The sequence below is a fragment of the Pseudoalteromonas sp. GutCa3 genome, assembly GCF_002836155.1.
Taxonomy (GTDB): Bacteria; Pseudomonadota; Gammaproteobacteria; order Enterobacterales; family Alteromonadaceae; genus Pseudoalteromonas; species Pseudoalteromonas arctica.
Genome location: NZ_PJBK01000101.1, coordinates 32,438 through 55,793, shown reverse-complemented (window position 1 = coordinate 55,793; position 23,356 = coordinate 32,438). Strand labels below are relative to the sequence as shown.

The window sequence follows — 23,356 nt, the reverse complement described above, 5'->3', positions numbered from 1 at the left end:
GGAATAACATGAAAAAAAGTATTTATTTAAATGAATGGCTTGTTTGTACTCTTCTCATATTAATTGGATTCATCGTAGGTATTTCTACGAATTCAATTATGGATATACTACTAAGTAAATTTAAACAGGACAGCCTTGCTGACTGGATAACTTCCACCAGCACTTTCTTGATCATGATTGGTACAGTTGCTCTAGCTTATTTAGCCTGGAATGCCAGAAATTCTTGGCTTACACAAAAGTCTATTGAAATGAAATTAGAACTTCTAGGTAATATAGTTAATTACTTCGTTAATATAAGTGAGTATGTTAGTCAGAGTAATGAATTTGAAAAGCAGCACAAAAACTTAAAAGAACTAATCTCTAATCTCAAGCTAAATGGTGGGTCAAATAGCGATGCATTAAAGAGAAAAATTGAGGTACAACAAAGCTTTTTAGATAAAATACATAGTGATATGGAGCAAGTAGTAATAAACATTGAAAGCTCTAAAAAAGGAATTTTCGTTAGTTTAGCTAAGCTGCCTTCAGATAAGTACCAATCAAATTTAATTGTCTCAAAGATGATATACCTGAAAGCAAGTCATGCCTACTTAGATTTTTCAAGTTTTTATTATGAAATTAATAATTACTATGAGCAACTACAAGAGTTACTTTTCCCCGATGAAAAAAGGTTAGCTCTTCCTGCATGGGAAGAGGCTCTTTCATCTGAAGAATAGTCTTACGATTCTTCAGATACACACCAGAACAAGTTATTAAGTTGCGTCTCTCTTTTGATTTTAAAACAAATAAGCCAAGATTGTCTAAATGCCTCATTCACTTTGATAAGGTTTATAAAATTCTATAACTCAGCTATATGATTCAATGTTTCAGGATGACGCTGCACAAGCTTTAGCAATGTTATCGCTTGCCCATTCGGTGCACTGCGTCCTTGTTCCCAGTTTTCGAGCGTTCTTGCTGAGGTATGTAGAATGTTTGCAAATACACCGCGCGACATATTAAATGTTTCTCGAATATTTACTATTTCATCAGGTGAGATAGCAAGATCGTTAATATCATTTACCGTATGAGTACGTAACGTAAGCTTTCCTTGTGAATGCGCTTTAGCGTCTACAAGTGCTGTAGTTAATTCTGAAAATAAATCACGTTTGCTCATTGCGCCACACCTCTAAGAATTCTTTTAATTGCTTTTTCTGATCTGCTGTTAAATCGGTTACTTCGTTTTTACTGTAAATAGTGAGTAAATAAAAACGTCTTTTATCGTCCAAGTAATAATATATAACTCTTGAACCTCCACGCTTACCTTTTCCTTTGCTCGCAACTCGTATTTTACGTAAGCCGCCTGTTCCTTGAATAACATCGCCCTGTTTTGGATTAACCATTAGATCTGCTTGAAATAAACGATACTCGTCATCACTCAAGTACAGCTCTCGGTACTTTTCGAATATGTTTGATTCAACAAATAGGCTTTTCATACATTAAAGTATACGCAGATAGCGTATAAATTCAATTGAAGATTTTAAACGAGTAGCGGCAGGTATTTCTTGCTTTAGCTAAAGCCCTTTACCCATAAACAAACTATACGGGTCTAGCTCATAATCACCAAACGGTTCGCATTCTTTAAAACCAAACTGAGTATAAAGCTTTTGTGCGGGCAAAAATGCTTCTGCGGTGCCGGTCTCTAAACTTAGTGTTTTATAACCACGCAGTGTTGCTTGCTCAATAATATGCGTGAGTAACTTAGCGGCTATGCCTTGGCGTAAATAGCTGCTTGATGTGCGCATTGATTTAATTTCGCCTTCGGTCGCATTTAGTGCTTTTAAAGCGCCAACACCCGCTAAATTATTATCAATCCATAAGCTATAAAAAGTTATATCGGGCTGAGTGAGTTTACTCACATCAAGTGCATGTACGCTCTCAACGGGTGAGTGTTTTAACATATCGTTATGATGCGCTTGTAGTAACTTTATAACGTGTGGGTTTGAAAGCTCACCTATTCTAATATCCATTTATACCTCGTTTAATCCTAGAATTTAATGCTTTAGGGCTTTAATTAAAACCCTAAAGTAAGTGGCTGTATTTAGAATGCTAGTTTCCACACTACAAAAGCGACAGCAAACCCAACTAAGTACACCAAACCTAACCACGTTAAACTACGTAGTAAAACGCTATGCTTTATAGCAGGCTCTGAGCGCACAAGGCTAAAGTTAAGCCATGCAAACACTGGCGTTGTGACAAATGAAAGCGTCATCGCAAACGTAAGCATGGGGCCAAGGGCTGATTTAAAAAATAAAATAACGGCCATACCGGCAAGTGCTTGTAGTATTAACCAAACATTTAGACTGTGTTTTGATTGTTTAAAGCCAAGTAGTTTATGAGATTCGTTAAGCGTACGGGCGTAGCCATCAAGCACGGTGAGTGTAGTGCCAAACATACATAAAAAAGCGATTGCTGATACAAGCGGCCTTGCCCACTCGCCTATTGTTAATGCGTACATATCAATAAGCTGCTTGGCAAACGCGACACCGCCGAGTTCTATACTACTGGTTTGCCCGTACTGCACTAATACACCTAAGCTAAAAAATACCAAGGCTAAGCCAGCTGTAAGCCAGTAACCTACGTTAAAATCGAACAAGCCTTGGCTTTTAGAAACTGTTTGTTGTGCTTGTTTTTCTTTTAGCCATAAAGAACTTAATGCAGATATTTCGATAGGGGCTGGCATCCAGCCCATTAAAGCCACCATAAAGCTAAGCATGGCAAGTTCATACGGTGAAGGTCCCACATAATCAGCAGGTGCCATTGGGCCGTTACTAAATGCAATGGCAAGGGCAATCAAAGTAGCGAGCGTAAGCAGCCCCATAATGCCTTTGGCAACGTTATCTAGCGCTTTAAAGTGCCCTAGTAGCAATATAACTAAACATACACCCAGCAGCATCCAACAAAGCAAGGTTACTTCAATAACCATGGGTAAGGCGTAATGCAGTAAGCTTGCGGTAAGCAGTAATACGCCGGCGGTATTAACAACAGCGGCAACAATGTTTAAGCCAATAAAACTGTAAAAGTAAAACGGGCCTTTGCTTTTATAGCCCTCCACTAGGCTATTTTTAGTGGCGAGTGTGTATTCCATACCAAAGCGAAAAAACGGGTACTTTAAAACATTAACAACGAGGATAAGCCAAAATAATTGCCAGCCAAATATTGCCCCAGCTTGCGTAGACGCAACTAAGTGAGAACCGCCAATAGCGGCTGTTGCCATGAGTATTCCAGGTCCAAGCGCACCTAGTCGAGACTTCCATACTGCTTTTGTTGTGTGCATTAATTTCTCAAAATATGTGTGTTGTGTGTTCTTTTTATCAGGGTCTGTTGACCTTTCAGGATTGAAATTTATTCAACCTAGGGGCGATTTAATCGCAGCGCGAGGTTTGTAACCTAGTGGGCTAAGTAAAAATCGAGCAATAAAGAGTTAATCGTCCCTAGGCAGAACCCTTTGGGCAGCGTATGTTGGGCTTTTATGCTGCGTTATCGCCTATTTATGGGGAAGAACCACACTACATAGGCTCTGCCTTGCCTAAAAGCCCAACATACAGCTGTAAATTCAACCTCGAAAGATAAACAGACCCTAACCTTTATAATTAATAAACTGCAAGAACGCATAACTTACCTAAATTACAGGCAATAAAAAAGAGCCATACGGCTCTTTTTTACAATACTTTGTGACTGAGTTTTATTTAAGATCCATCTCTTGGATGATCTCGTGTGCGATTTCAGGTGTAGTGCTAACAGGCTTTTCGTGTAAGTTTGCTTTTATCTGCCCTTTTCGATGTTTTAGTGCTGCATCGAGTTTTTTAGCTGCACTTGCAATGGCGGGGTACATAACTTCGTTTTCCCCTTTTACCGATATACGCGTGCCTTCATAATTAGTGCTAATTTCAGCTTGGATTTTATGATGTTCTTTAGACAAAATAATTTCGAGTGCAATAAGCGATGGGAAATGGCTCTCGATTTTTGAAAATTTTTCGTTGATGTGCTCTCTAATAGAGTCAGTAACTTCAACATGGTGACCAGAAAGATTAATTTTCATAGGGTATCCTTTTATTTGTTACCTCATAAATAGTATTGGGGGCTATTTAGATTAACACAAGGAAAAAAGAGAGATATTTGAGGTTTATTTGCAGTTTTTGGTGATTTAAATCATGCGTTGCGCAAAGTTTATGCAAAGCCCATAGTGCATGGGCTTTCAGACGTCTAGCTGTACTGATTAATCTGTGTACGAACAACAGTAGTCAGCAAAATCAGATACTTTTACTTTAAAGCTTACATTTGCATCAACATTAAACGATTCACCCGCGTTAAATGTTTTCCACTCACTTGCACCTGGTAATAAAATATCCCATTGGCCAGCTAAAAGCTCCATGCACTCTTTTTGGTTTGTATCAAAAACAAACTCACCTGGTTGCATAAAGCCTAACGTTTTCGCTTCGCCATCACCTAAAATAACGGTACGGCTCGACACTTTTCCGTCAAAATATACATTGGCTTTTTTTACTACACTCACGTTATCGAACTTTGGCATTTTTAGCTCCTGCTATTAATTTAAGATTTTTATTTATAAATTTTATCGCACTACCTTGCCTGATAGCTTACTTTCTTGCAAGGAAAGCTGCATTGTTCAAGGTGAAGTTGCTTCATGTAAGGGCATAAAAAAACCCGCAACATGTGCGGGTTTTTCAATTACTTACTTTATTTAATCAAAGCGATTAAAAAAGCTCGTTTGCTTTGCTTACAATGTTTGCCACTGTAAAACCAAAGTGCTCAAACAGCTCGCCTGCAGGTGCTGACTCACCAAAGGTAGTCATACCTACTACTGCGCCGTTTAGGCCTACGTACTTGTACCAGTAGTCAGCAATACCTGCTTCTACTGCTACGCGGCGTGAAACAGATGCCGGTAATACGCTTTCTTTGTATGCTGCGCTTTGATCTTCAAAGGCATCAGTACATGGCATAGATACAACACGTACCTTTTTACCTTGGCTGCGTAGCTCAGTTGCTGAATCTTGTGCTAGTTGCACTTCAGAGCCCGTCGCAATAAAGATAATCTCTGGATTGCCGTCACAGCTAAGGATGTAACCACCCTTTTTAACGTCTGCTAATTGCTGTGCGTCACGTGCTTGTTGCTCAAGACCTTGGCGAGTAAAGATAAGCGATGTAGGGCCGTCTTTACGCTCAATAGCTTGTTGCCATGCAATTGCCGACTCAACTTGGTCACATGGACGCCAGTTGTATAAGTTAGGCGTTAAACGCATGCTTGCAATTTGCTCTACTGGTTGGTGAGTTGGGCCATCTTCACCTAAGCCGATTGAATCGTGCGTGTATACAAAAATGCTTGGTTGCTTCATTAATGCAGCCATACGTACAGCATTTTTTGCATATTCAACAAACATTAAGAACGTAGCACCGTAAGGAATAAAGCCTTTATGAAGGGCAATACCATTCATAATTGCCGACATACCAAACTCACGTACACCGTAGTAAATGTAGTTACCGCTTGCATCATCGCGTGTTAAACCTTTAGAGCCATCCCAAATTGTTAAGTTTGAGCCTGCTAAATCGGCTGAACCACCCATAAATTCTGGTAATAACGGACCAAATGCGTTTAATGCATTTTGCGATGCTTTACGAGACGCTGGGTTTGCAGGGTTTGCTTGTAATTGCTCAATGTACGCTTGTGATTTTGCAGCCCAATCGCCAGGCAGTTCGTTATTAATACGACGTTTGTATTCAGTTGCAAGCTCTGGGTATGCTTTTGCGTATGCTGCAAATTTTTCGTCCCAGCTTGATTCAAGCTGCTTGCCTTTTTCTTTGCCATCCCACTGTGCGTAAATATCATCAGGAATTTCGAACGCATCGCCAGTCCAACCTAGAAATTCGCGAGATGCTTTAATTTCGTCATCACCTAGTGGAGCACCGTGACAATCGTGGCTACCAGATTTATTAGGTGAGCCGTAACCAATAATTGTTTTACAACAAATTAGTGAAGGTTTATCGGTAACGCTTTTTGCCTCTGCAATTGCAGCACTTACAGCATCGCTGTCGTGGCCATCAACACCACTAATTACATGCCAACCGTATGCTTTAAAGCGAGCTGGTGTATCATCTGTAAACCAACCTTCTACTTCGCCATCGATTGAAATGCCGTTGTCATCCCAAAATGCAACAAGTTTACCCAGACCTAATGTGCCTGCAAGTGAACCTGCTTCATGAGAAATACCTTCCATAAGGCAGCCATCGCCCATAAATGCATAGGTAAAGTGATCAACAATATCGTGACCTTCACGGTTAAACTGTGCAGCAAGTGCTTTTTCAGCAATTGCCATACCTACGGCATTTGTGATCCCTTGACCTAATGGACCCGTAGTAGTTTCGATTCCTGGTGCATAGCCATATTCAGGGTGACCTGGTGTTTTAGAATGCATTTGACGGAAGTTTTTAATTTCGTCCAGTGGTAAGTCGTAACCACTTAGGTGCAATAGAGAATAGATAAGCATTGAACCGTGGCCGTTTGAAAGAATAAATCTGTCACGGTCAGCCCACTCTGGATTCGTTGGGTTATGTTTTAGATAATCGCGCCATAATACTTCTGCGATATCAGCCATGCCCATAGGGGCTCCAGGGTGACCAGATTTGGCCTTTTGTACTGCGTCCATTGACAAGACGCGAATAGCATTTGCAAGTTCTTTGCGAGATGGCATGAATTCTCCTACCTTTATGTGTATTTGCGCGGGTATTTATGTGTTTGTTTATGCACCCAAGTAACTTGGGTTCGTTTATACCGACCATTCTTACTTATTGTGGGGGCTGTGTGCAATTAAAAACCCTATAAAAGTGAGGCATTATGAATATTTTTTAAGACCAAAAAGTTATTAGTAATTTTATTTAGACGTCTAGGCGTAAAAACACTATGCAAGGTGTTTTGTTTTCGATAAAATACGCCCCTTAATTTTTTAGCGCTAATACCGACGTTTGTGAAGCGCAATATTTGTGAGCAGAATTACAATGGCAAAACATTTATTTACTTCTGAATCAGTTTCTGAAGGTCATCCGGATAAAATCGCCGATCAAATCTCTGATGCGGTACTTGATGCTATCCTAGAGCAAGACTCTCATGCCCGTGTTGCATGCGAAACTTACGTAAAAACCGGTATGGTTATGGTTGGTGGTGAAATCACTACTAGCGCATGGGTTGATATCGAAGAAATTACACGTAAAACAATTCGTGACATTGGCTACACAAATTCAGACATGGGCTTTGATGCCGATTCATGTGCAATTTTAAACACTATCGGTAAACAGTCTCCAGACATTAACCAAGGTGTTGACCGTACTAGCCCAGAAGAGCAAGGCGCTGGCGACCAAGGCTTAATGTTTGGTTACGCATGTAACGAAACAGAAGTACTAATGCCTGCTCCAATTACTTACTCACACCGTTTAGTACAGCGCCAAGCGCAAGTACGCAAAAGCGGCGAGCTTAACTGGTTACGTCCAGATGCAAAATCTCAAGTTACTTTTGCATACGAAAACGGTAAGCCAGTAGGTATTGATGCTGTTGTACTTTCTACTCAGCACAGCGAAGACATTTCGCAAAAAGATTTAGTAGAAGCTGTGATGGAAACAATCATCACGCCGGTACTTCCTGCAGAACTTATTACAAGTGCAACTAAGTTTTTCATTAACCCAACAGGTCGCTTTGTAATTGGCGGACCAATGGGTGACTGTGGTTTAACTGGTCGTAAAATTATTGTAGATACATACGGTGGTATGGCTCGTCACGGTGGTGGTGCTTTCTCTGGTAAAGATCCATCAAAAGTTGACCGTTCAGCAGCATACGCTGCACGTTACGTTGCTAAAAACATTGTTGCTGCTGGTCTTGCTGACAAGTGTGAGCTACAAGTTTCTTACGCAATTGGTGTTGCAGAGCCTACTTCTATTAGCGTTGAAACGTTTGGTACAAGCAAGCTAGAAGAAAGCCGTTTAATCGAGCTTATTCGTGAACACTTTGACTTACGTCCTTACGGCTTAATTCAAATGCTTGATTTAGAGCGCCCTATCTACCTTCCTACAGCGGCTTACGGCCACTTTGGTCGTGACGAATTCCCTTGGGAACGTACAGATAAAGCAGACGCACTTCGCGCAGCTGCTGGCCTTTAAGCCAAAATTGTTGTAGTAAATTAAAAACGGCCCTTTTAAGGGCCGTTTTTGCATCTAAAACTTATTCGCTATATTGTTTGTAGCGCGTCTACAAAATAACTATTAAATCGACCTCGAATTCTTTTGTACTTTAGGTATATACTCATTTCATTATAAAAGCTTTAGGGACAGTTAAATGGCCGATAACTTTCGCGTTATATTTGCAGGACTTGCCGATAACGTTGACATAAAAACAGCATGTACAAATTTAGCTGCAAAATTAAAAACGTCAGATGAAAAAGTAGCTCTTTTTTTTAAAGGTAAGCCACTGTTTGCACCAAGCGATAAAGACAAAGCGTTAAAACAGGCTAAGTTACTAGCAAGCTTAGGTATTAAAAGTAAGCTGCAAGCTGTTTCAAATGCAATTCAAAATAGCTCCCCCGCAGCTGCAAATAACAACCAACGTGACGAACGTATTTTTGATGCACTCGATTACATCACTAGCAGCTTAATTCGCCTTGAAGAAAAGCTAGACGAGTTAGAGCAACGCCTTCCTGAAGCTCAATTAAAAGCACCAGACGAAAGTATTGACGAATGGCAAGGTGACGATCTAATGCTAGATGATGATTTAGCGCCTCCTAAAAAACGCAGTAACTTACTTTTATATTCATTGATTGCAACTGCCACCATTTTGCTAGTCGTACTGGCTGTTTTTTTAATTTTTCCCGATTTATTCTCTTTTTAAGAATGGTTAATTAATTTAATGAGCAATAAACGCGCAAAAATAAGAGCGAAAATTCGTAACACCCGTAAAAACTTGTCAAATAATCAGCAAATAATTGCTGCGCAATCGCTAAAAATGAATTTTATTCAACATTTAAAAAGCGAAAAAACAACGAATTCAAAGCATATTGCCATTTACTTGAGTAACGATGGGGAACTAGACACTTCATTGTTAATTAAAGAATTATGGAGTTTAAACCATACCGTTTACCTACCTATAATACACCCATTCAATGGCGCTAATTTACTATTTCAGCGCTATGAGAAAAACTCACCCATGAGAGCAAATCGCTATGGTATCTTGGAGCCTAAGCTGAACTGCTCTCAAATATGCCCATTACCAGTGCTTGATTACCTCCTTATGCCATTAGTTGCATTTGATAAACAAGGTAATCGCCTAGGAATGGGAGGTGGGTTTTACGACCGGACATTGGCACGTTTACACGAACAAAATTGGCAAAAACCACAACTAATTGGCCTTGCACATGAATGCCAAAAAGTTGAGGCTCTACCAATCGAGTCGTGGGATGTACCACTTAAAACCATTATCACCCCAGATAAAACATACTGTTGGTAACAATTAAATTTGATTACTAACCGCATATTTCTGACATACATGAGCACAAAGCAATGACACAAGATGAATTAAAAAAAGCAGCTGCTTGGGCAGCACTCGAGTTTGTAAAAGAAAACACTATTGTAGGTGTGGGTACAGGCTCTACTGTTAATCACTTTATTGATGCCCTTGGTTCAGTAAAGGACACTATTGTAGGCGCTGTATCAAGCTCAGAAGCCTCAACCGAGCGCCTACAAGCGTTAGGTATTGAAGTATTTGAGCTTAATAACGTTGCTGCTTTAGATGTATACGTTGACGGCGCTGACGAAATAAACGATCAAAACGAAATGATTAAAGGTGGCGGTGCAGCCCTCACTCGCGAAAAAATAGTAGCCGCTGTAGCTAAACAATTTGTGTGCATTGTAGATGACACCAAATTAGTAAAAACATTAGGCGACTTCCCGCTTCCGGTAGAAGTTATTCCAATGGCTCGCAGCTACGTTGCACGAGAATTATTAAAGCTTGGTGGTGACCCTGTTTATCGCCAAGGCGTAGTTACCGATAACGGTAACGTTATATTAGATGTATTTAACTTAAAAATTACCAATGCTAAACAACTTGAAGCACAAATAAATTCAATTGTTGGCGTAGTTACCAACGGCCTATTTGCAATGCGTGGTGCTGATAAAGTGATTATCGGTACTAAAAATGGGCCACAAATTAAATAGGATGAGGTTATGAGTAAGGTATCGTTAGCAAAAGACAAAATTAAAATTCTCTTGCTTGAAGGTGTTCACCAAAGCGCTGTTGAAACGCTAAAACGTAACGGTTACAGCAATATCGACTACGTTAAAACATCCTTACCTGAGGACGAATTAAAAGAGCGCATTAAAGATGTTCACTTTGTAGGACTTCGTTCTCGTACTCATATTAACCAAGCCGTATTAGACTCAGCTGACAAGCTAGTTGCTGTTGGGTGTTTTTGTATTGGTACAAACCAAGTTGATTTAGATGCAGCACGCGAACGCGGTATTGCTGTATTTAACGCACCATTTTCTAATACTCGTTCAGTTGCTGAACTTGTACTTGGTGAAATCCTACTTTTATTACGCGGTATTCCAGAGCGTAATGCAGCGGCTCATCGTGGTGGCTGGTTAAAAACAGCAAATGGTTCGTTTGAAGCACGTGGTAAAACATTAGGTATTATTGGCTATGGTCACATTGGTACTCAGCTAGGTATTATGGCTGAAAATATCGGTATGAACGTTGAATATTACGATATCGAAGATAAGTTATCACTGGGTAATGCAAAGCAAGTTCACAACCTAACTCAGCTATTACAACGCTCTGATATTATTAGTTTACACGTACCAGAAACACCGCAAACTAAAAATCTTATTGGTAGTGCAGAACTTGCTGTTATGAAGCAGGGATCTATTTTGATCAATGCTTCACGCGGAACTGTTGTTGATATTGATGCACTTGCAGAAGCACTAACAGAGAAAAAACTAAGTGGTGCAGCAATCGATGTGTTCCCTACTGAGCCAAAATCTAACGATGAAGAATTTGTATCGCCACTGCGCCAATTCGACAATGTTATTTTAACGCCGCACATTGGTGGTTCTACACAAGAAGCACAAGAAAACATTGGTATTGAAGTAGCGGGTAAATTGGCTAAATATTCAGATAATGGCTCAACTATTACTGCCGTTAACTTCCCTGAAGTATCGCTGCCTGAGCTTGCTAATCGTAGCCGTTTATTACACGTGCACCACAACCGCCCTGGTGTACTAACGCAAATTAACCAAGCGTTTGCACAGCACGGTATTAACATTGCTGCGCAATACCTACAAACAGACGCATCTATTGGTTATGTAGTTATTGATGTAGATACAGATCAATCTGAAGTAGCACTTAAAGAACTAAGCGCTGTTGAGGGTACAATTAGAGCACGTATTTTGCATTAATAAGTACTTTTGATATTAAGAAGGGTCCTTATGGACCCTTTTTTGTATTTAGATTACATATACTTTCTTAAGTATTTTTTGAATACCGGATCTGTTGCAGCCAACTCTTTTTGCTCAGCCAATATCTCTTTTAAAATAGCGCCTGATGTAAGCGGGTTTGCAAGTACCACTCTAAATACAACTGTAGGTTGATTGTCGTATTTAGAAGGCGTTAAACGAGTACGTGATACAAATGAGCGACCAGACTCTCGCTGACGTTTTTGCATACTGGCAGTAAAACGATTCAGAGAGGCAAAAATATCTAACCGAGTTGCAGCATCTGCATCGGCTATTGCTTGTTTAATTTGCTTAGGTACATAACGATACGTTAATAAGCACAATTCAGGTTCTGAAATAAGCTCAAAGTCTTCATCAGCTTTAATTAAATCAGCAAAGTAATGTGCTTTTTTGATGCTTCGATCAATCAGCATTTCATAACCTTTACGACCAATAACACGTAAGCAAGCATGTACTAACATTGCCATACCAGGTCGGCTGCCTTCAAGCGTGTGGCTACCTAAGTCTTTTGAACCTTTACGTAATATGTACTCAGCGTGATGCTCTATTGCATCAGTTGCAGCGGGATCTTTAAATAAAACTAAGCCCGCTCCCATTGGTACATACATTTGTTTATGTGCATCGATGGTAATTGAATCTGCTCGCTCAATCCCTTTTAGTAAAGGGCGATGCGTGTTCGATAAAAGGGTTGCTCCTCCCCATGCAGCATCTACATGAAAATGGCAGTTAATGTCTTGTGCTAAGTCGGCCATTTCATCAAGTGGATCAATATTACCGGTTTCGGTTGTACCCGCTACCCCAATAATCGCCATTACTTTAATGCCTTGCGATTCAAGCTCACGTGCTTTTTCGCGCATAGCTCCTACATCAACTTTATTATTTTCGCAGGTTTTAATACCAATTAAGTTATCGCGGCCAATACCGAGTAAATCAACCGATTTACCTAACGAGTAATGTCCGCGTTCTGATATTAATACTGCTAAACCTTTATAGCCGTAATGCAGCATACCGGCAATTAGGCCTTGTGCGCCGATACCTCTAAAATCGCCATCGGGTTTTAATAAGCGGTTTCGCGCAATCCAAAGCGCAGTAATATTAGCAACCGTTCCACCAGAGCAAAATGCACCTAATGAGGTTTTAGCACTGTGCATCCATTTAGAATAAAATGAATCTTCTTGCCCATAAGCTAAATGATGCATCATTCCAAGCACTTGACGTTCAAGAGGCGTAAACGCTTTAGACGTTTCTATTTTTACTAGATTTTGATTTAGCCCTACCATCAATTTTGACAGAGGTAATAAAAAATGCGGCAAGGCAGAGGTCATGTGACCAATAAAGCTAGGCGCAGCTGTATGCACAGAATGCGCAACAAGTTGCTCCATTATGTCTTGGGCATAAGCAGATACAAACGTTGGATCCTCTGGGATCACTGCCGACTGAAAATCTTTCTCGATTTCATGTAATGGTTTTTCAATTGCCGCTATATTTTCGTTTAGAAAACCTGCTAAATTACTCGAAATTTCAAGCTCGATTTTGCTTAAAGTTGAGTCTGGCGCTTCAGGTACAGTAAATATACGCTTAAGGCTTTCTTTAGAGGCGACGGCACAACGCTTTTGATCCATCTCAATACCTAGTGTGTGTAGCTAAAACACGCGCTTACCCATCAAAAACGCCTACTTATTAGGACATTTAGAGCAATCGTGTTTCTTTAAAAATTGCGCTAACTTTACTGCAATATAACTAAAATGTCTCGTTTAAACCTATAAAAGCAATCAAAGCGATGACAAAAAAATGATAATTTAATTAAAACTCTACCAAACCTAATTATTTATTGGGCATTTACTTATTTTGGGTATAATAAATTTGATAACAAAAAAGGGACACATATGCCAGAAGGAAGAGTCAAAGTTAGTTGGATAGTGGCAGGCTTTAGCTTATTTTTAATAAGCTTGCTTACCTATGTTTACTACACTTACCAAACCACGCGTGCTGAAATAATGCAGTCGGTTGATAATCGCTTACTTAATGCCGCCACCAGCGTTAAACATATTCTAGGTGAAAATTACTTAAGTGCGGTTAATCAAGGCGACAACATAAGTTTTTCTTACTATCAAAATAAGAGTAAACAGCTCTCTGAGTTTGCTCAAGCACTTGATATTGCTTATGTGTATTCAATGATTTTAAAAGACGGAAAGGTTCTTTTTAGCTCATCAAGCTACACGCAAGACGATCAGAATAATGGCAAAGTAACTCAATTTTTAGATCTCTACCCTGAAGCTACCGATGCAAATATAAGTGCTTTTTACTCAACCGAGCCTGTATTTGAAATATCGAGCGATCAGTGGGGCCACTTTAAAACTATTTTTATTCCTTACGTTGACCCTATTAACGGCAATACCTATTTAACGGGTGCCGATATAACTATTTACAATTTAAACGAGAAACTTAAAGAAAGCGTATCAAAAGCAGCTGCCATGGCGAGCTTCTTCTTTTTTATCGCGATACTAGTTGCCGCCATATATATTTATTTACTAAAGCGCTCTTTAGCAACTGACTCAAGTACTGGTTTTTCAAATCATATTGCTCTTGAGTACTTTATTAAAAAAAGTAATGCTCATCACATGCAGTTAGCCGTTATTTGGGTTAATGAAATAGAAGATATAAACAGTTTCTACGGCACTGAAGTGGGTGACAAAGTAATGAAAAACTTACTTATTCACTTTAAACTCAGAAGCTCTGCGCATTGCCATATATACAGACTAGCAACCAACAAAATAGTATTACTCGCGCCTAAAGAAATGAGCAATGACGAATTTACCGATCTCGTAAAAACGTATAACTTTAATACCCCAGTGTTAACTGACCCTTTTATTTACATAACCCTATGTGCAGGTATTGCCAGTGGCAATAAATCGCTACTACTTGAAAACGCTCATATAGCGGCGCTGCAAGCCAAACAAGGCAGGCATAGCGTAGTTAACTACTCAAAAGCGCTACACGATGTAAAAACGCAATATCAATACAATGTTGAAATGGCTAAAGAAGTGCGTGAAGCGTTTGATAACAACCGTATAGTGCCTTACTTTCAACCCATTATTGATACAAATATCAACAAGGTCGTTCAATACGAATGTTTAGCTCGAATGGTAACGGCGCAAGGGGAAGTGTTGAAACCTGATGCATTTTTAAATGTTGTTACTCGCTCAAGAATGGACGGAATACTTACCCGTACTATATTTTCACAATGTGTTAGTCGCTTTAGAAAAACCGATATTTGCTGGAGTTTAAATATAACAGCACAAGATATGCTCGACCCTAATTTAAGTGAGTTTATTGCGGACGAACTTAAGCGCTACCCGCATCCTGGTAATATCACACTAGAGCTTTTAGAAACCCAAGCTATTGCCAACTTTTCTGAGGTGAAAGCATTTATTGGAATGGTTAAAACGAAAGGCGTTAAGGTTATTATTGATGACTTTGGTAGTGGTTATTCAAATATATCAAACGTACTTAAGCTGGAAGTAGATGGTATTAAGCTAGATGGCGCACTAATAAAGCAAATAGTGAATGACAAAGATATCTATTTATTTATTGAACATATAGCCAGTTTTGCTAATCAACTTGGTTTGCAATTAATGGCAGAGTCGGTAGAAAATGCAACCATAGTAACCGCACTTAAAAAGGCGAATGTGACACTAATGCAAGGCAACTACTTTGCCCACCCAGTGTCACATGTTAGTACGGTTATAGAAGAAGAATTAGCACTTTAACTTACTTTAGCGAGGTAAGTTAATAACGAGTCGGTGGCTTTGCTGGCCACTGGCCCAGTATTTACGCTCAAAAGGCGTAATTGCATCGTCTGACTCATAAAGCGTTACATCGCAAGGGTTGCCTGTTAATTCGAGCGCCCGAGCAAACTCCTTAACGTAAATATCCCAATTGCTGCGCACTTCTAATTTTCCACCTAACTTAACGATAAATGGAAAAATAGCCGCGCCATGCCAGCGTCTACGAATATGCTTAGATTTAGGCCACGGGTTTGGATACAACAAATAATGGTGCGTAGGTTGCCAATTAGCAGCAACCGCTAAACGCCAAAAGTCATTTAAGTCTGCTTGCACTAAGATGTACTGACCACTGTCGGTTTGCTTATATTCAACATCGTGCTTATCTAATCGGTGCGACGATTTATCAATACCAATTATAAGTGCATCTGGGTGGCGCTTAGCTAAGTTAGCTGAGCTTTCACCTACGCCACAACACGAGTCTAAAATAAGCGGGCCACTAAAGGCTTGTACTTTAGCATTAACCTCCTCAAATGCGGCTTGGGTATGCGCTGCAATTGGCTTTTTAAATTCAGCATCTAAGTGCTTATTTACTATTTCATCAAGCTTTTCGTGAATACCCGCTTGATTAGATACAATACTACGTGAATTTGCATCACTCATTAGTGTCTTAGCCCCACACCTTTTTTGATCAATGTAAGCGCTAATGTAAATAACGCTGTTATAAATACTAAAATAACCCCAAGAGCCACGCTCAAATCAACATCCGACACACCTAAAAAGCCATAACGAAATGCGTTAACCATATAAATTATAGGGTTGATTTGTGATACATTCTGCCAAAATTCAGGCAGCAACGTAATTGAATAAAATACACCGCCTAAGTAAGTTAATGGCGTTAGTATGAAGGTGGGGATAATGCTTATATCGTCAAAGCTGTTTGCGTAAATCGCATTAATTAAGCCACCTAAAGCAAACACAGCTGAGGTTAAAATAACCGTCGCCATAATTACAAAAATATTATGAATTTGAATATCAACAAATAATAACGATACACAGGTAACTATAAAGCCCACCATAATACCGCGCGTCATACCGCCCCCCATATAACCTAGAACAATGATGTAGTTAGGTACAGGTGCAACTAAAAGCTCTTCAATGCTTTTTTGAAACTTTGTTGAGTAAAAACTAGAGGCTACGTTGGAATAGGAATTAGTAATGACCGACATCATTATAAGGCCAGGTACAATAAACTCCATATAACTAAAGCCGCCCATGTCGCCAATGCGTGAACCAATTAAGTTACCAAAAATAACAAAATATAAGCTCATCGTAATTGCTGGCGGTACTAAAGTTTGCACCCAAATACGTAAAAAACGAATGCACTCTTTGATCCACAAACTCTTTAAGGCTACGCCATATTTAAACATTTATTCGCCCCGCCCTTGCTCTAGTAATCCAACAAATAACTCTTCTAATCTGTTTGCTTTATTTCGCATACTCAATACAGTATTACCTTGAGTTGTTAATGCACTAAAAACCGCATTTAATCCTTGAGATTTAGCGACTTCTACTTCAACAGTGTGATCGTCCGTCATGGTAAATTTATAACCTTCAAGCGTTACAGGGTTTGCTGGCATTTTTAAATCTAAAATAAAGGTTTCTTTATCAAGCTTTGCAAGCAGTGCTTTAATGGTCGTGTTTTCAACAATTCGGCCATTATCGATTATGGCGATGTTTTTACACAGTAACTCTGCTTCTTCAAGGTAATGGGTAGTTAAAATAATAGTAACGCCTTGCTCATTTATTTGGCGTAAAAAATCCCACATTGAACGACGAAGTTCTATATCTACCCCCGCTGTTGGCTCATCAAGTATAAGCAACTTAGGTTCGTGCATAAGGGCACGCGCAATCATTAATCGGCGTTTCATACCGCCTGAAAGCGTACGTGCTTGTTTGTCTTTTTTCTCAAGTAAGCCAAGCTGCGCTAAGTACTTATCAGCACGTTTATGGGCTTCGCCACGTGGCACACCATAATAACCGGCTTGGTTAACAAGTATTTGGCTAAGTGTTTCAAACTGACTAAAGTTAAACTCTTGCGGCACTAAGCCTAAATGCGCTTTTGCAGCTTCTAAATCAGTATCAATATTACAACCGAATACTTCTACCTTGCCTTTTGTTTTATTAACAAGTGACGAAATAACACCAATAGTGGTTGATTTTCCTGCTCCGTTTGGACCAAGTAAAGCGAAAAAGTCGCCCTCTTTAACTTGTAAATCAACGCCTTTAATAGCCTCAACACCATTTTTATAAACCTTGGTAAGGCCTTCTATATTTAAAGCAATATTTTGCTTATTCATTACTTACCCTCACCATAACCCCAACGTTTTGTTAGGTTATGTTCAATATTTAAATGATCTAAAATTCTCGCCACCATAAAATCAACTAAGTCTTCAATACTTTGTGGCTTATGATAAAAGCCAGGCGCTGCTGGCATTATGGTCACACCTAAACGAGATAACTTAAGCATGTTTTCTAAATGAATTTCGTTAAACGGTGTTTCGCGCGGCACTAAAATTAACTGTCCGCGTTCTTTAATTACCACATCAGCGGCGCGCTCTAATAAGTTATCTGACGCCCCTACTGCAATTGCAGAAACCGACCCAGCACTACACGGGCATACCACCATTTTTTTAGGCGCCGCAGAGCCCGAAGCCACAGGGCTAAACCAGTTATCTTTACCGTATACTTTTAACTGCCCAGATTTAGCATTAAACAGCGTACTTAACTGCTCAGTGGCTTTGTCTTCATTACCAGAGAGCTTAATATTTGATTCTGTATCAAGCACCACTCGCGCTGCACTTGAGATAAGTACGTAAACTTGAAATTGCTGCTCAAGCAATACTTCAAGTAACCTTAAACCATAAGGCGCACCTGATGCACCGCTAAAAGCGAGCGTAATTCTATCTTTAAATTGCACACTATTCTCCGCTGTATTTATCAGCTAAACCATCAACAAGGTGTTGATGAAGGCCATTAAAACCGCCATTGCTCATAATTAAAATATGCTGATTAGGCTCAATATTTTCAAGCACCGTATCAATAATTGTTTGCGTGCTGCTAAAGCACTGCATGCCTGCTTTATCTGCTTGCTCTTTTAGCGACCAATTTAGATTCTCTGGTTCAAAAAGTAGTACGTCGTCAGCATCACGCAGTGAATCTAATAATGTATATTGGTGCACGCCCATTTTCATAGTGTTTGAGCGCGGCTCTAAAATAGCGATAATTTTTTCATCGCCTACTTTTGCGCGCAGTCCTGCAAGCGTAGTTTTAATTGCTGTTGGGTGATGCGCAAAATCGTCATACACCTTAATATTATTTATATCAGCCTTTAGCTCCATACGCCTTTTAGGGCTAATAAATTCTCCTAAGGCATCAATACTATGATCAACAGCTATACCCACATGGCGCGCTGCTGCGATAGTCATAATTGCATTTTTAACGTTATGCTCGCCTATTGCTTGCCAGCAAACAGTGCCCTGCTTTTCGTTATTTAAAAGTACATTAAACTCACTACCATCGGCTTTTATTAATTCATAGCCCCAGTCATCACCGAGTGTTTCGCTTTCGCTCCAAAGCCCTTGTGCTATTACGTCATTAAGCGCTACGTCTTGCTTAGGCCAAATTACCTTGCCGCTTTGAGGTAATGTACGCATTAAGTGATGAAATTGTTTTTTTATTGCGTTTAAATCTTCGAAAATATCAGCGTGATCGAATTCAAGATTATTTAATATAAGTGTACGCGGAAGGTAATGGACAAACTTACTGCGCTTATCAAAAAAAGCTGTGTCGTATTCATCGGCTTCAATAACAAAAAATGGCGTTTCACCTAATTTGGCCGATACACCAAAATTTTGGACTATGCCGCCAATTAAAAACCCTGGTTTTAAACCTGCGTACTCTAATACCCACGCAAGCATACTTGCTGTGGTTGTTTTACCATGCGTACCGGCTACAGCAAGTACCCACGAGTTTTGTAATAGGTTATGTTTAAGCCATTCAGGGCCAGATGTATAAGGCAGGCCTTTATCAAGCACATATTCAACACACGGGTTACCACGGCTCATTGCATTACCGATAACTACCATATCTGGTTTTGGCTCTAATTGAGATACGTCGTAGCCTTGAGTCAGTTCAATGCCAAGCTCTTCAAGTTGCGTACTCATTGGTGGGTAAACGTTTTGATCGGAACCCGTTACTTTATGACCTAATGATTTAGCAATGGCTGCAATGCCACCCATAAACGTGCCACAAATGCCCAAAATATGTATATGCATATACTTTCCTTAAATCGTATGCTCACTTTACAGCTATGCAAAGTTTAATGGCGCTATAATGCCAAAATTCGTGCTTAGTTACCATTGCGAGTAAGCATTTCACTCGTGCCAAAATGTCCACTTGATAACAAAAAAGCCTTCTTAGTCAGAAGGCTTTTTTGTTAGGCGATTATTTTCTACATCATTAAAAATACAATCAAACCGACACCGAGTAATAAACGATATATTACAAATGGCAACATACCCATTCGCTCTATTACTTTTAAAAACATAAATATACATGCATAAGCCGATAAGAACGATAGCATCACACCAAGCAATAATGTATTCCAATCAACTACATGGTCACCCAGTGCAAGCTCTGCAATATAATAAAGCCCCATCATAGAAATAATCGGAATCGCTAGTAAAAACGAAAAACGCGCTGCGCTTTGCTTATTCATACCCAACATTAAACCAGCGGTCATCGTGATACCTGATCGAGAAGTACCCGGGATCATTGCAACAGCTTGTGCGAAACCAATGATAAGTGCCGTTTTCCAATTGAGCTGATAAATAGTTTTAATTTGTTTCCCTTTTGCATCCGCGTACCAAAGCAATAAACCAAATACAATCGTGGTAGTAGCAATTACCCAAGCGCTTCGCAAATATAACTCAATAAAGTCTTTTAAAAGTAAACCTAAAATAGCGGCAGGCACTGTACCTAGTATAATCCACCAGCCTAATTTACTGTCATCGGTAGTGCCTTGCTTACCAAAAGATTTAAACCATGCGCTTAGTATATCTACTACTTCTTTACGAAAATAAATAACAACGGCTATTAAAGTACCAACATGTACTGCTACGTCAAACGCAAGCCCTTGATCTTCCCAGCCTAAAATTTGCGATGGGAGAATTAAATGCGCAGAACTCGATATTGGTAAAAACTCAGTAAATCCCTGTATGAGGGCTAAAATAATTATTTCGATAATACTCATAGGTTAGAAAACTCCACCTTCCATAGCTTTTGTTGAGGGTTATTATATTCATTCCATAACTGCGCAATCGTTTGCTTAGCTACAGGATGATAAAAATCTGGGGCAACCTCACTCAGAGGTTGTAATACAAATGCATTTTTAGTTATTTCATCACGTGGTAATTGCGCTGGGGAATCGCAAGTTACATCATCATAAAACAGTAAATCTAAATCGAGCGTTCGTGGACTAAATTTTTTATCGTTCGCTGTACGCCCATTATCACGCTCTATTTTTTTTAATAAAGCGCATACATCAGCAAGCGACATATCAGTTGTAGCGCCAACTACTGAATTATAAAAATTATTGCCAGCAAACCCAACTGCTTCACTTTCAAAAACAGACGAGTGCACAATGTGCTCAAAGTGCTGCTTAAGTGCAATTAATGCACATTGTATATAATGCGCTTTATTTATATTTGACCCTAGGCTGATATAAATTTGAGCCATTTAGTCAGTTGCCTTAACACGTGTAATTTCAACACCCACAGTTTGTGCTTGTGCTACTGCTGCAGGTTTACTTACTCTTATAGTAACTTGTGGCGTATTAAACTCGCTTAAAATAATCTCAGCCAACTGCTCAACCAAAGTCTCTAGCAACTCAACAGGTTTTGCAGTGCAGTGCTTAATAACGCGTTCGCTTACTTTTGAATAATCCAGTGCTAAATTAATATCGTCATTTTCGGCTGCAGGCTTAATATCACTAAGCATTTCAATATCAAAATAAAGGCTCTGTTTACTTTCTTTTTCAAAGTCGTACACTCCAATAATAGTGTCGACGTGCAATTGAGATATAAAAACCTTATCCATTGATACTCCAAATAACAACAAACGACTAAGCAACTATACAAAGCATCAATAAAATTAATACTGTATATGGTTTAGCCAGTGTTTAAATATGTGAAAATAACTTCTACAATAGCAAAATAACCAAACTAGCTATTAAATAGCCTGTTAATAATTTTCACGATAAATTTTGCTGCCAATAATAGCTTAAAAGTACTATCAATTGGTATAGCAATTAAAAAATAAGGAAGCGTGTGTTAGCCACTTTAATGTTTGTTTTAGCTTATTTACTTGGGTCGATTTCGTCGGCTATTTTAGTGTCGCGGTTGTTCAAACTCCCTGACCCTCGTAATAGCGGTTCTAACAACCCAGGGGCTACAAATGTTTATAGATTAGGCGGAGCATTTCCGGCTTGCTTGGTTTTAGTGTTTGATATTTTAAAAGGCACTATTCCAGTATGGGGAGCTTATTTTTTAGAAGTTGAACCTTTAGAGCTTGGTTTAGTCGCTGTAGCAGCTTGCTTAGGCCATATGTACCCACTATTTTTTAGCTTCAAAGGCGGTAAAGCCGTAGCAACGGCATTTGGCTCATTATTACCTATTGGCTTATCATTGGCGGGTTTACTTGTTTGTACATGGCTGGTTATAGTGGCAATAACACGCTATTCATCACTTGCGGCGCTTGTAGCTGTATCTTTAGCGCCCTTATATACATGGCTAATAAAACCACTTTATACTCTTCCAGTTACTTTTATCACGCTGTTAATTATATTTCGTCACCGTACTAATATTATTCGATTATTTAGTGGGGAAGAACCAAAAGTAGGCGCTAAAAAAGCACCCACTGATGAAAACAAAAATATCTAAAATATGAGTCATTAAATCGGCTCAAGGCTATCTATAGGCCAACGAGGTTTTGTTTTCATATCAAGCGTGGCAAATTGCCCTGCTTTTAAACGTTGCATTCCTGCATAAGCAATCATTGCACCGTTGTCGGTACAAAATTCAGTACGCGGATAAAAAACTTCGCCTTTCATACCTTTCATTACGCGTTCAAGCTGCAGTCGAAGCTGTGTATTTGCACTTACGCCACCGGCGATTACTAAACGCTTAATACCTGTTTGTTTAAGCGCTCGCTTGCACTTAATAACCAGCGTATCAATAACCGCTGTTTGAAATGCATGCGCTATATCAGCTTTAGTTTGATCGTCGTCGTCATTTTCACGAATAGTGATTGATGCTGCAGTTTTTAAACCACTAAAACTAAAATCAAGACCTGGTTTGTCGGTCATCGGGCGAGGAAAAATAAAGCGCTTCGCAACGCCTTGTTCGGCCATTTTAGCTAAGCGCGGACCTCCAGGGTAGTCAAGACCAAGTAACTTAGCCGTTTTATCAAAGGCTTCGCCTGCGGCATCATCAACTGACTCACCTAGTACTTCGTATTGTCCAATACCCGCTACTTTAACCATCATGGTATGACCGCCCGATACAAGCAATGCAATAAACGGAAACTCAGGAATATTTTCTTCAAGCATCGGAGCAAGTAAATGCCCTTCCATATGATGAACAGCAACAGCTGGAATGTCCCAACCGTATGCTAATGAACGACCAATAGAAGTACCTACCAATAATGCTCCAACTAAACCTGGGCCTGCAGTATAAGCAATGCCATCTAAGTCTTCTGGGCCGCAACCCGCTTGTGCAAAAGCTGCGTCTATAAGTGGTAGCGTTTTACGAACATGATCGCGCGATGCAAGTTCCGGTACTACACCGCCATAATCAGCGTGTACTTTTACCTGGCTGTATAATTGATGAGCTAACAAGCCTTTTTCGTCATCGTATATTGCAATACCTGTTTCATCACATGACGATTCAATGCCTAAAATTCGCACTGTA

General features: G+C 39.6%; 25 protein-coding genes. 8 read left to right on the top strand and 17 right to left on the bottom strand.

The window, feature by feature from the left end:
* Nucleotides 1–8 precede the first annotated feature (8 nt).
* Entirely contained in the window at nt 9–713 is a 705-nt protein-coding gene (locus CXF64_RS18280; RefSeq protein ID WP_101217717.1) for a hypothetical protein, read from the top strand.
* 122 nt (nt 714–835) lie between these two features.
* On the opposite strand, the gene CXF64_RS18275 is transcribed toward CXF64_RS18280, so the two are convergent.
* From CXF64_RS18275 to tkt, 7 genes are all read right to left on the bottom strand, one after another.
* Nucleotides 836–1,150 (bottom strand): helix-turn-helix domain-containing protein, encoded by a 315-nt coding sequence (locus tag CXF64_RS18275; RefSeq protein WP_101217716.1) that lies wholly within the window; start codon nt 1,148–1,150, stop codon nt 836–838.
* Nucleotides 1,137–1,469 carry a type II toxin-antitoxin system RelE/ParE family toxin gene (locus CXF64_RS18270; RefSeq protein WP_039486712.1) on the bottom strand — a complete coding sequence of 111 codons (333 nt, stop codon included), beginning with the start codon at nt 1,467–1,469 and terminating at the stop codon, nt 1,137–1,139. Before CXF64_RS18270 ends, CXF64_RS18275 begins: the two co-directional genes overlap by 14 nt.
* A 78-nt stretch (nt 1,470–1,547) precedes the next feature.
* A complete protein-coding gene (locus tag CXF64_RS18265; RefSeq protein WP_101217715.1) occupies nt 1,548–2,003 on the bottom strand; it encodes a GNAT family N-acetyltransferase in 456 nt (151 codons plus the stop codon).
* 71 nt (nt 2,004–2,074) lie between these two features.
* Nucleotides 2,075–3,250, bottom strand: a complete 1,176-nt coding sequence (locus tag CXF64_RS18260; protein WP_101217714.1) for an NRAMP family divalent metal transporter — start codon at nt 3,248–3,250, stop codon at nt 2,075–2,077.
* A gap of 468 nt (nt 3,251–3,718) precedes the next feature.
* On the bottom strand, nt 3,719–4,075 hold the full coding sequence (hpf, locus tag CXF64_RS18255) for a ribosome hibernation-promoting factor, HPF/YfiA family (RefSeq protein WP_007584763.1): 357 nt from the start codon (nt 4,073–4,075) through the stop codon (nt 3,719–3,721).
* A 177-nt stretch (nt 4,076–4,252) separates the two neighbouring features.
* A complete protein-coding gene (gene ppnP, locus CXF64_RS18250; RefSeq protein WP_002958974.1) occupies nt 4,253–4,567 on the bottom strand; it encodes a pyrimidine/purine nucleoside phosphorylase in 315 nt (104 codons plus the stop codon).
* A 184-nt stretch (nt 4,568–4,751) separates the two neighbouring features.
* Nucleotides 4,752–6,743: a transketolase gene (gene tkt, locus CXF64_RS18245; protein WP_101217713.1), complete on the bottom strand. Its 1,992-nt coding sequence runs from the start codon at nt 6,741–6,743 to the stop codon at nt 4,752–4,754.
* 304 nt (nt 6,744–7,047) lie between these two features.
* Between tkt and metK the strand changes: the two genes are divergently transcribed.
* From metK to serA, 5 genes are all read left to right on the top strand, one after another.
* Entirely contained in the window at nt 7,048–8,199 is a 1,152-nt protein-coding gene (metK, locus tag CXF64_RS18240) for a methionine adenosyltransferase (RefSeq protein ID WP_101217712.1), read from the top strand.
* 175 nt (nt 8,200–8,374) lie between these two features.
* Nucleotides 8,375–8,923, top strand: a complete 549-nt coding sequence (locus CXF64_RS18235; RefSeq protein WP_101217711.1) for a hypothetical protein — start codon at nt 8,375–8,377, stop codon at nt 8,921–8,923.
* An 18-nt stretch (nt 8,924–8,941) separates the two neighbouring features.
* Entirely contained in the window at nt 8,942–9,538 is a 597-nt protein-coding gene (locus CXF64_RS18230; protein WP_010554418.1) for a 5-formyltetrahydrofolate cyclo-ligase, read from the top strand.
* A 53-nt stretch (nt 9,539–9,591) separates the two neighbouring features.
* Nucleotides 9,592–10,245, top strand: a complete 654-nt coding sequence (gene rpiA / locus CXF64_RS18225) for a ribose-5-phosphate isomerase RpiA (protein ID WP_101217710.1) — start codon at nt 9,592–9,594, stop codon at nt 10,243–10,245.
* Nucleotides 10,246–10,254: 9 nt separating this feature from the next.
* Nucleotides 10,255–11,484: a phosphoglycerate dehydrogenase gene (gene serA / locus CXF64_RS18220; RefSeq protein WP_024594074.1), complete on the top strand. Its 1,230-nt coding sequence runs from the start codon at nt 10,255–10,257 to the stop codon at nt 11,482–11,484.
* Between the two features lie 53 nt (nt 11,485–11,537).
* Here serA and panP read toward each other — a convergent pair whose 3' ends face one another.
* Entirely contained in the window at nt 11,538–13,163 is a 1,626-nt protein-coding gene (gene panP, locus CXF64_RS18215) for a pyridoxal-dependent aspartate 1-decarboxylase PanP (RefSeq protein WP_024594075.1), read from the bottom strand.
* A 264-nt stretch (nt 13,164–13,427) separates the two neighbouring features.
* On the opposite strand from panP, the gene CXF64_RS18210 reads away from it, so the two are divergent.
* The gene (locus CXF64_RS18210; protein WP_101217709.1) at nt 13,428–15,311 is read left to right on the top strand and encodes a bifunctional diguanylate cyclase/phosphodiesterase; all 1,884 of its coding nucleotides are present in this window, start codon (nt 13,428–13,430) and stop codon (nt 15,309–15,311) included.
* A 6-nt stretch (nt 15,312–15,317) separates the two neighbouring features.
* On the opposite strand, the gene trmB is transcribed toward CXF64_RS18210, so the two are convergent.
* The 8 genes from trmB to folB form a co-directional block, all read right to left on the bottom strand.
* A complete protein-coding gene (gene trmB, locus CXF64_RS18205) occupies nt 15,318–15,989 on the bottom strand; it encodes a tRNA (guanine(46)-N(7))-methyltransferase TrmB (RefSeq protein WP_101217708.1) in 672 nt (223 codons plus the stop codon).
* Complete coding sequence (locus tag CXF64_RS18200) at nt 15,989–16,756, bottom strand: ABC transporter permease (protein WP_007584748.1); 768 nt, start codon at nt 16,754–16,756, stop codon at nt 15,989–15,991. The genes trmB and CXF64_RS18200 overlap by 1 nt, the downstream gene beginning before the upstream one ends.
* Complete coding sequence (locus CXF64_RS18195) at nt 16,757–17,686, bottom strand: ABC transporter ATP-binding protein (protein ID WP_007584747.1); 930 nt, start codon at nt 17,684–17,686, stop codon at nt 16,757–16,759.
* Complete coding sequence (locus CXF64_RS18190) at nt 17,686–18,306, bottom strand: flavin prenyltransferase UbiX (RefSeq protein ID WP_007584746.1); 621 nt, start codon at nt 18,304–18,306, stop codon at nt 17,686–17,688. The genes CXF64_RS18195 and CXF64_RS18190 overlap by 1 nt, the downstream gene beginning before the upstream one ends.
* Nucleotide 18,307: 1 nt before the next feature.
* Nucleotides 18,308–19,663: a UDP-N-acetylmuramate:L-alanyl-gamma-D-glutamyl-meso-diaminopimelate ligase gene (gene mpl / locus CXF64_RS18185; protein ID WP_101217707.1), complete on the bottom strand. Its 1,356-nt coding sequence runs from the start codon at nt 19,661–19,663 to the stop codon at nt 18,308–18,310.
* A gap of 176 nt (nt 19,664–19,839) precedes the next feature.
* Nucleotides 19,840–20,640, bottom strand: a complete 801-nt coding sequence (locus CXF64_RS18180) for an undecaprenyl-diphosphate phosphatase (RefSeq protein ID WP_101217706.1) — start codon at nt 20,638–20,640, stop codon at nt 19,840–19,842.
* Nucleotides 20,637–21,125, bottom strand: coding sequence for a 2-amino-4-hydroxy-6-hydroxymethyldihydropteridine diphosphokinase (gene folK / locus CXF64_RS18175; RefSeq protein WP_101217705.1), 489 nt, complete (start codon nt 21,123–21,125; stop codon nt 20,637–20,639). The genes CXF64_RS18180 and folK overlap by 4 nt, the downstream gene beginning before the upstream one ends.
* Nucleotides 21,126–21,485, bottom strand: a complete 360-nt coding sequence (gene folB / locus CXF64_RS18170; RefSeq protein WP_007584738.1) for a dihydroneopterin aldolase — start codon at nt 21,483–21,485, stop codon at nt 21,126–21,128. It lies immediately after the preceding gene.
* 230 nt (nt 21,486–21,715) lie between these two features.
* Between folB and plsY the strand changes: the two genes are divergently transcribed.
* A complete protein-coding gene (gene plsY / locus CXF64_RS18165; RefSeq protein WP_007584736.1) occupies nt 21,716–22,327 on the top strand; it encodes a glycerol-3-phosphate 1-O-acyltransferase PlsY in 612 nt (203 codons plus the stop codon).
* Between the two features lie 11 nt (nt 22,328–22,338).
* Here plsY and tsaD read toward each other — a convergent pair whose 3' ends face one another.
* Nucleotides 22,339–23,352, bottom strand: a complete 1,014-nt coding sequence (gene tsaD / locus CXF64_RS18160; protein WP_007584734.1) for a tRNA (adenosine(37)-N6)-threonylcarbamoyltransferase complex transferase subunit TsaD — start codon at nt 23,350–23,352, stop codon at nt 22,339–22,341.
* Nucleotides 23,353–23,356: the final 4 nt, after the last annotated feature.

Bases quoted from the DNA above. Each gene is read 5' to 3' on its own strand.
- CXF64_RS18280 (WP_101217717.1), top strand. From the start codon at position 9: ATGAAAAAAAGTATTTATTTAAATGAATGGCTTGTTTGTACTCTTCTC.
- CXF64_RS18275 (WP_101217716.1), bottom strand. From the start codon at position 1,150: ATGAGCAAACGTGATTTATTTTCAGAATTAACTACAGCACTTGTAGAC.
- CXF64_RS18270 (WP_039486712.1), bottom strand. From the start codon at position 1,469: ATGAAAAGCCTATTTGTTGAATCAAACATATTCGAAAAGTACCGAGAG.
- CXF64_RS18265 (WP_101217715.1), bottom strand. From the start codon at position 2,003: ATGGATATTAGAATAGGTGAGCTTTCAAACCCACACGTTATAAAGTTA.
- CXF64_RS18260 (WP_101217714.1), bottom strand. From the start codon at position 3,250: ATGGCAACAGCCGCTATTGGCGGTTCTCACTTAGTTGCGTCTACGCAA.
- hpf (WP_007584763.1), bottom strand. From the start codon at position 4,075: ATGAAAATTAATCTTTCTGGTCACCATGTTGAAGTTACTGACTCTATT.
- ppnP (WP_002958974.1), bottom strand. From the start codon at position 4,567: ATGCCAAAGTTCGATAACGTGAGTGTAGTAAAAAAAGCCAATGTATAT.
- tkt (WP_101217713.1), bottom strand. From the start codon at position 6,743: ATGCCATCTCGCAAAGAACTTGCAAATGCTATTCGCGTCTTGTCAATG.
- metK (WP_101217712.1), top strand. From the start codon at position 7,048: ATGGCAAAACATTTATTTACTTCTGAATCAGTTTCTGAAGGTCATCCG.
- CXF64_RS18235 (WP_101217711.1), top strand. From the start codon at position 8,375: ATGGCCGATAACTTTCGCGTTATATTTGCAGGACTTGCCGATAACGTT.
- CXF64_RS18230 (WP_010554418.1), top strand. From the start codon at position 8,942: ATGAGCAATAAACGCGCAAAAATAAGAGCGAAAATTCGTAACACCCGT.
- rpiA (WP_101217710.1), top strand. From the start codon at position 9,592: ATGACACAAGATGAATTAAAAAAAGCAGCTGCTTGGGCAGCACTCGAG.
- serA (WP_024594074.1), top strand. From the start codon at position 10,255: ATGAGTAAGGTATCGTTAGCAAAAGACAAAATTAAAATTCTCTTGCTT.
- panP (WP_024594075.1), bottom strand. From the start codon at position 13,163: ATGGATCAAAAGCGTTGTGCCGTCGCCTCTAAAGAAAGCCTTAAGCGT.
- CXF64_RS18210 (WP_101217709.1), top strand. From the start codon at position 13,428: ATGCCAGAAGGAAGAGTCAAAGTTAGTTGGATAGTGGCAGGCTTTAGC.
- trmB (WP_101217708.1), bottom strand. From the start codon at position 15,989: ATGAGTGATGCAAATTCACGTAGTATTGTATCTAATCAAGCGGGTATT.
- CXF64_RS18200 (WP_007584748.1), bottom strand. From the start codon at position 16,756: ATGTTTAAATATGGCGTAGCCTTAAAGAGTTTGTGGATCAAAGAGTGC.
- CXF64_RS18195 (WP_007584747.1), bottom strand. From the start codon at position 17,686: ATGAATAAGCAAAATATTGCTTTAAATATAGAAGGCCTTACCAAGGTT.
- mpl (WP_101217707.1), bottom strand. From the start codon at position 19,663: ATGCATATACATATTTTGGGCATTTGTGGCACGTTTATGGGTGGCATT.
- CXF64_RS18180 (WP_101217706.1), bottom strand. From the start codon at position 20,640: ATGAGTATTATCGAAATAATTATTTTAGCCCTCATACAGGGATTTACT.
- folK (WP_101217705.1), bottom strand. From the start codon at position 21,125: ATGGCTCAAATTTATATCAGCCTAGGGTCAAATATAAATAAAGCGCAT.
- folB (WP_007584738.1), bottom strand. From the start codon at position 21,485: ATGGATAAGGTTTTTATATCTCAATTGCACGTCGACACTATTATTGGA.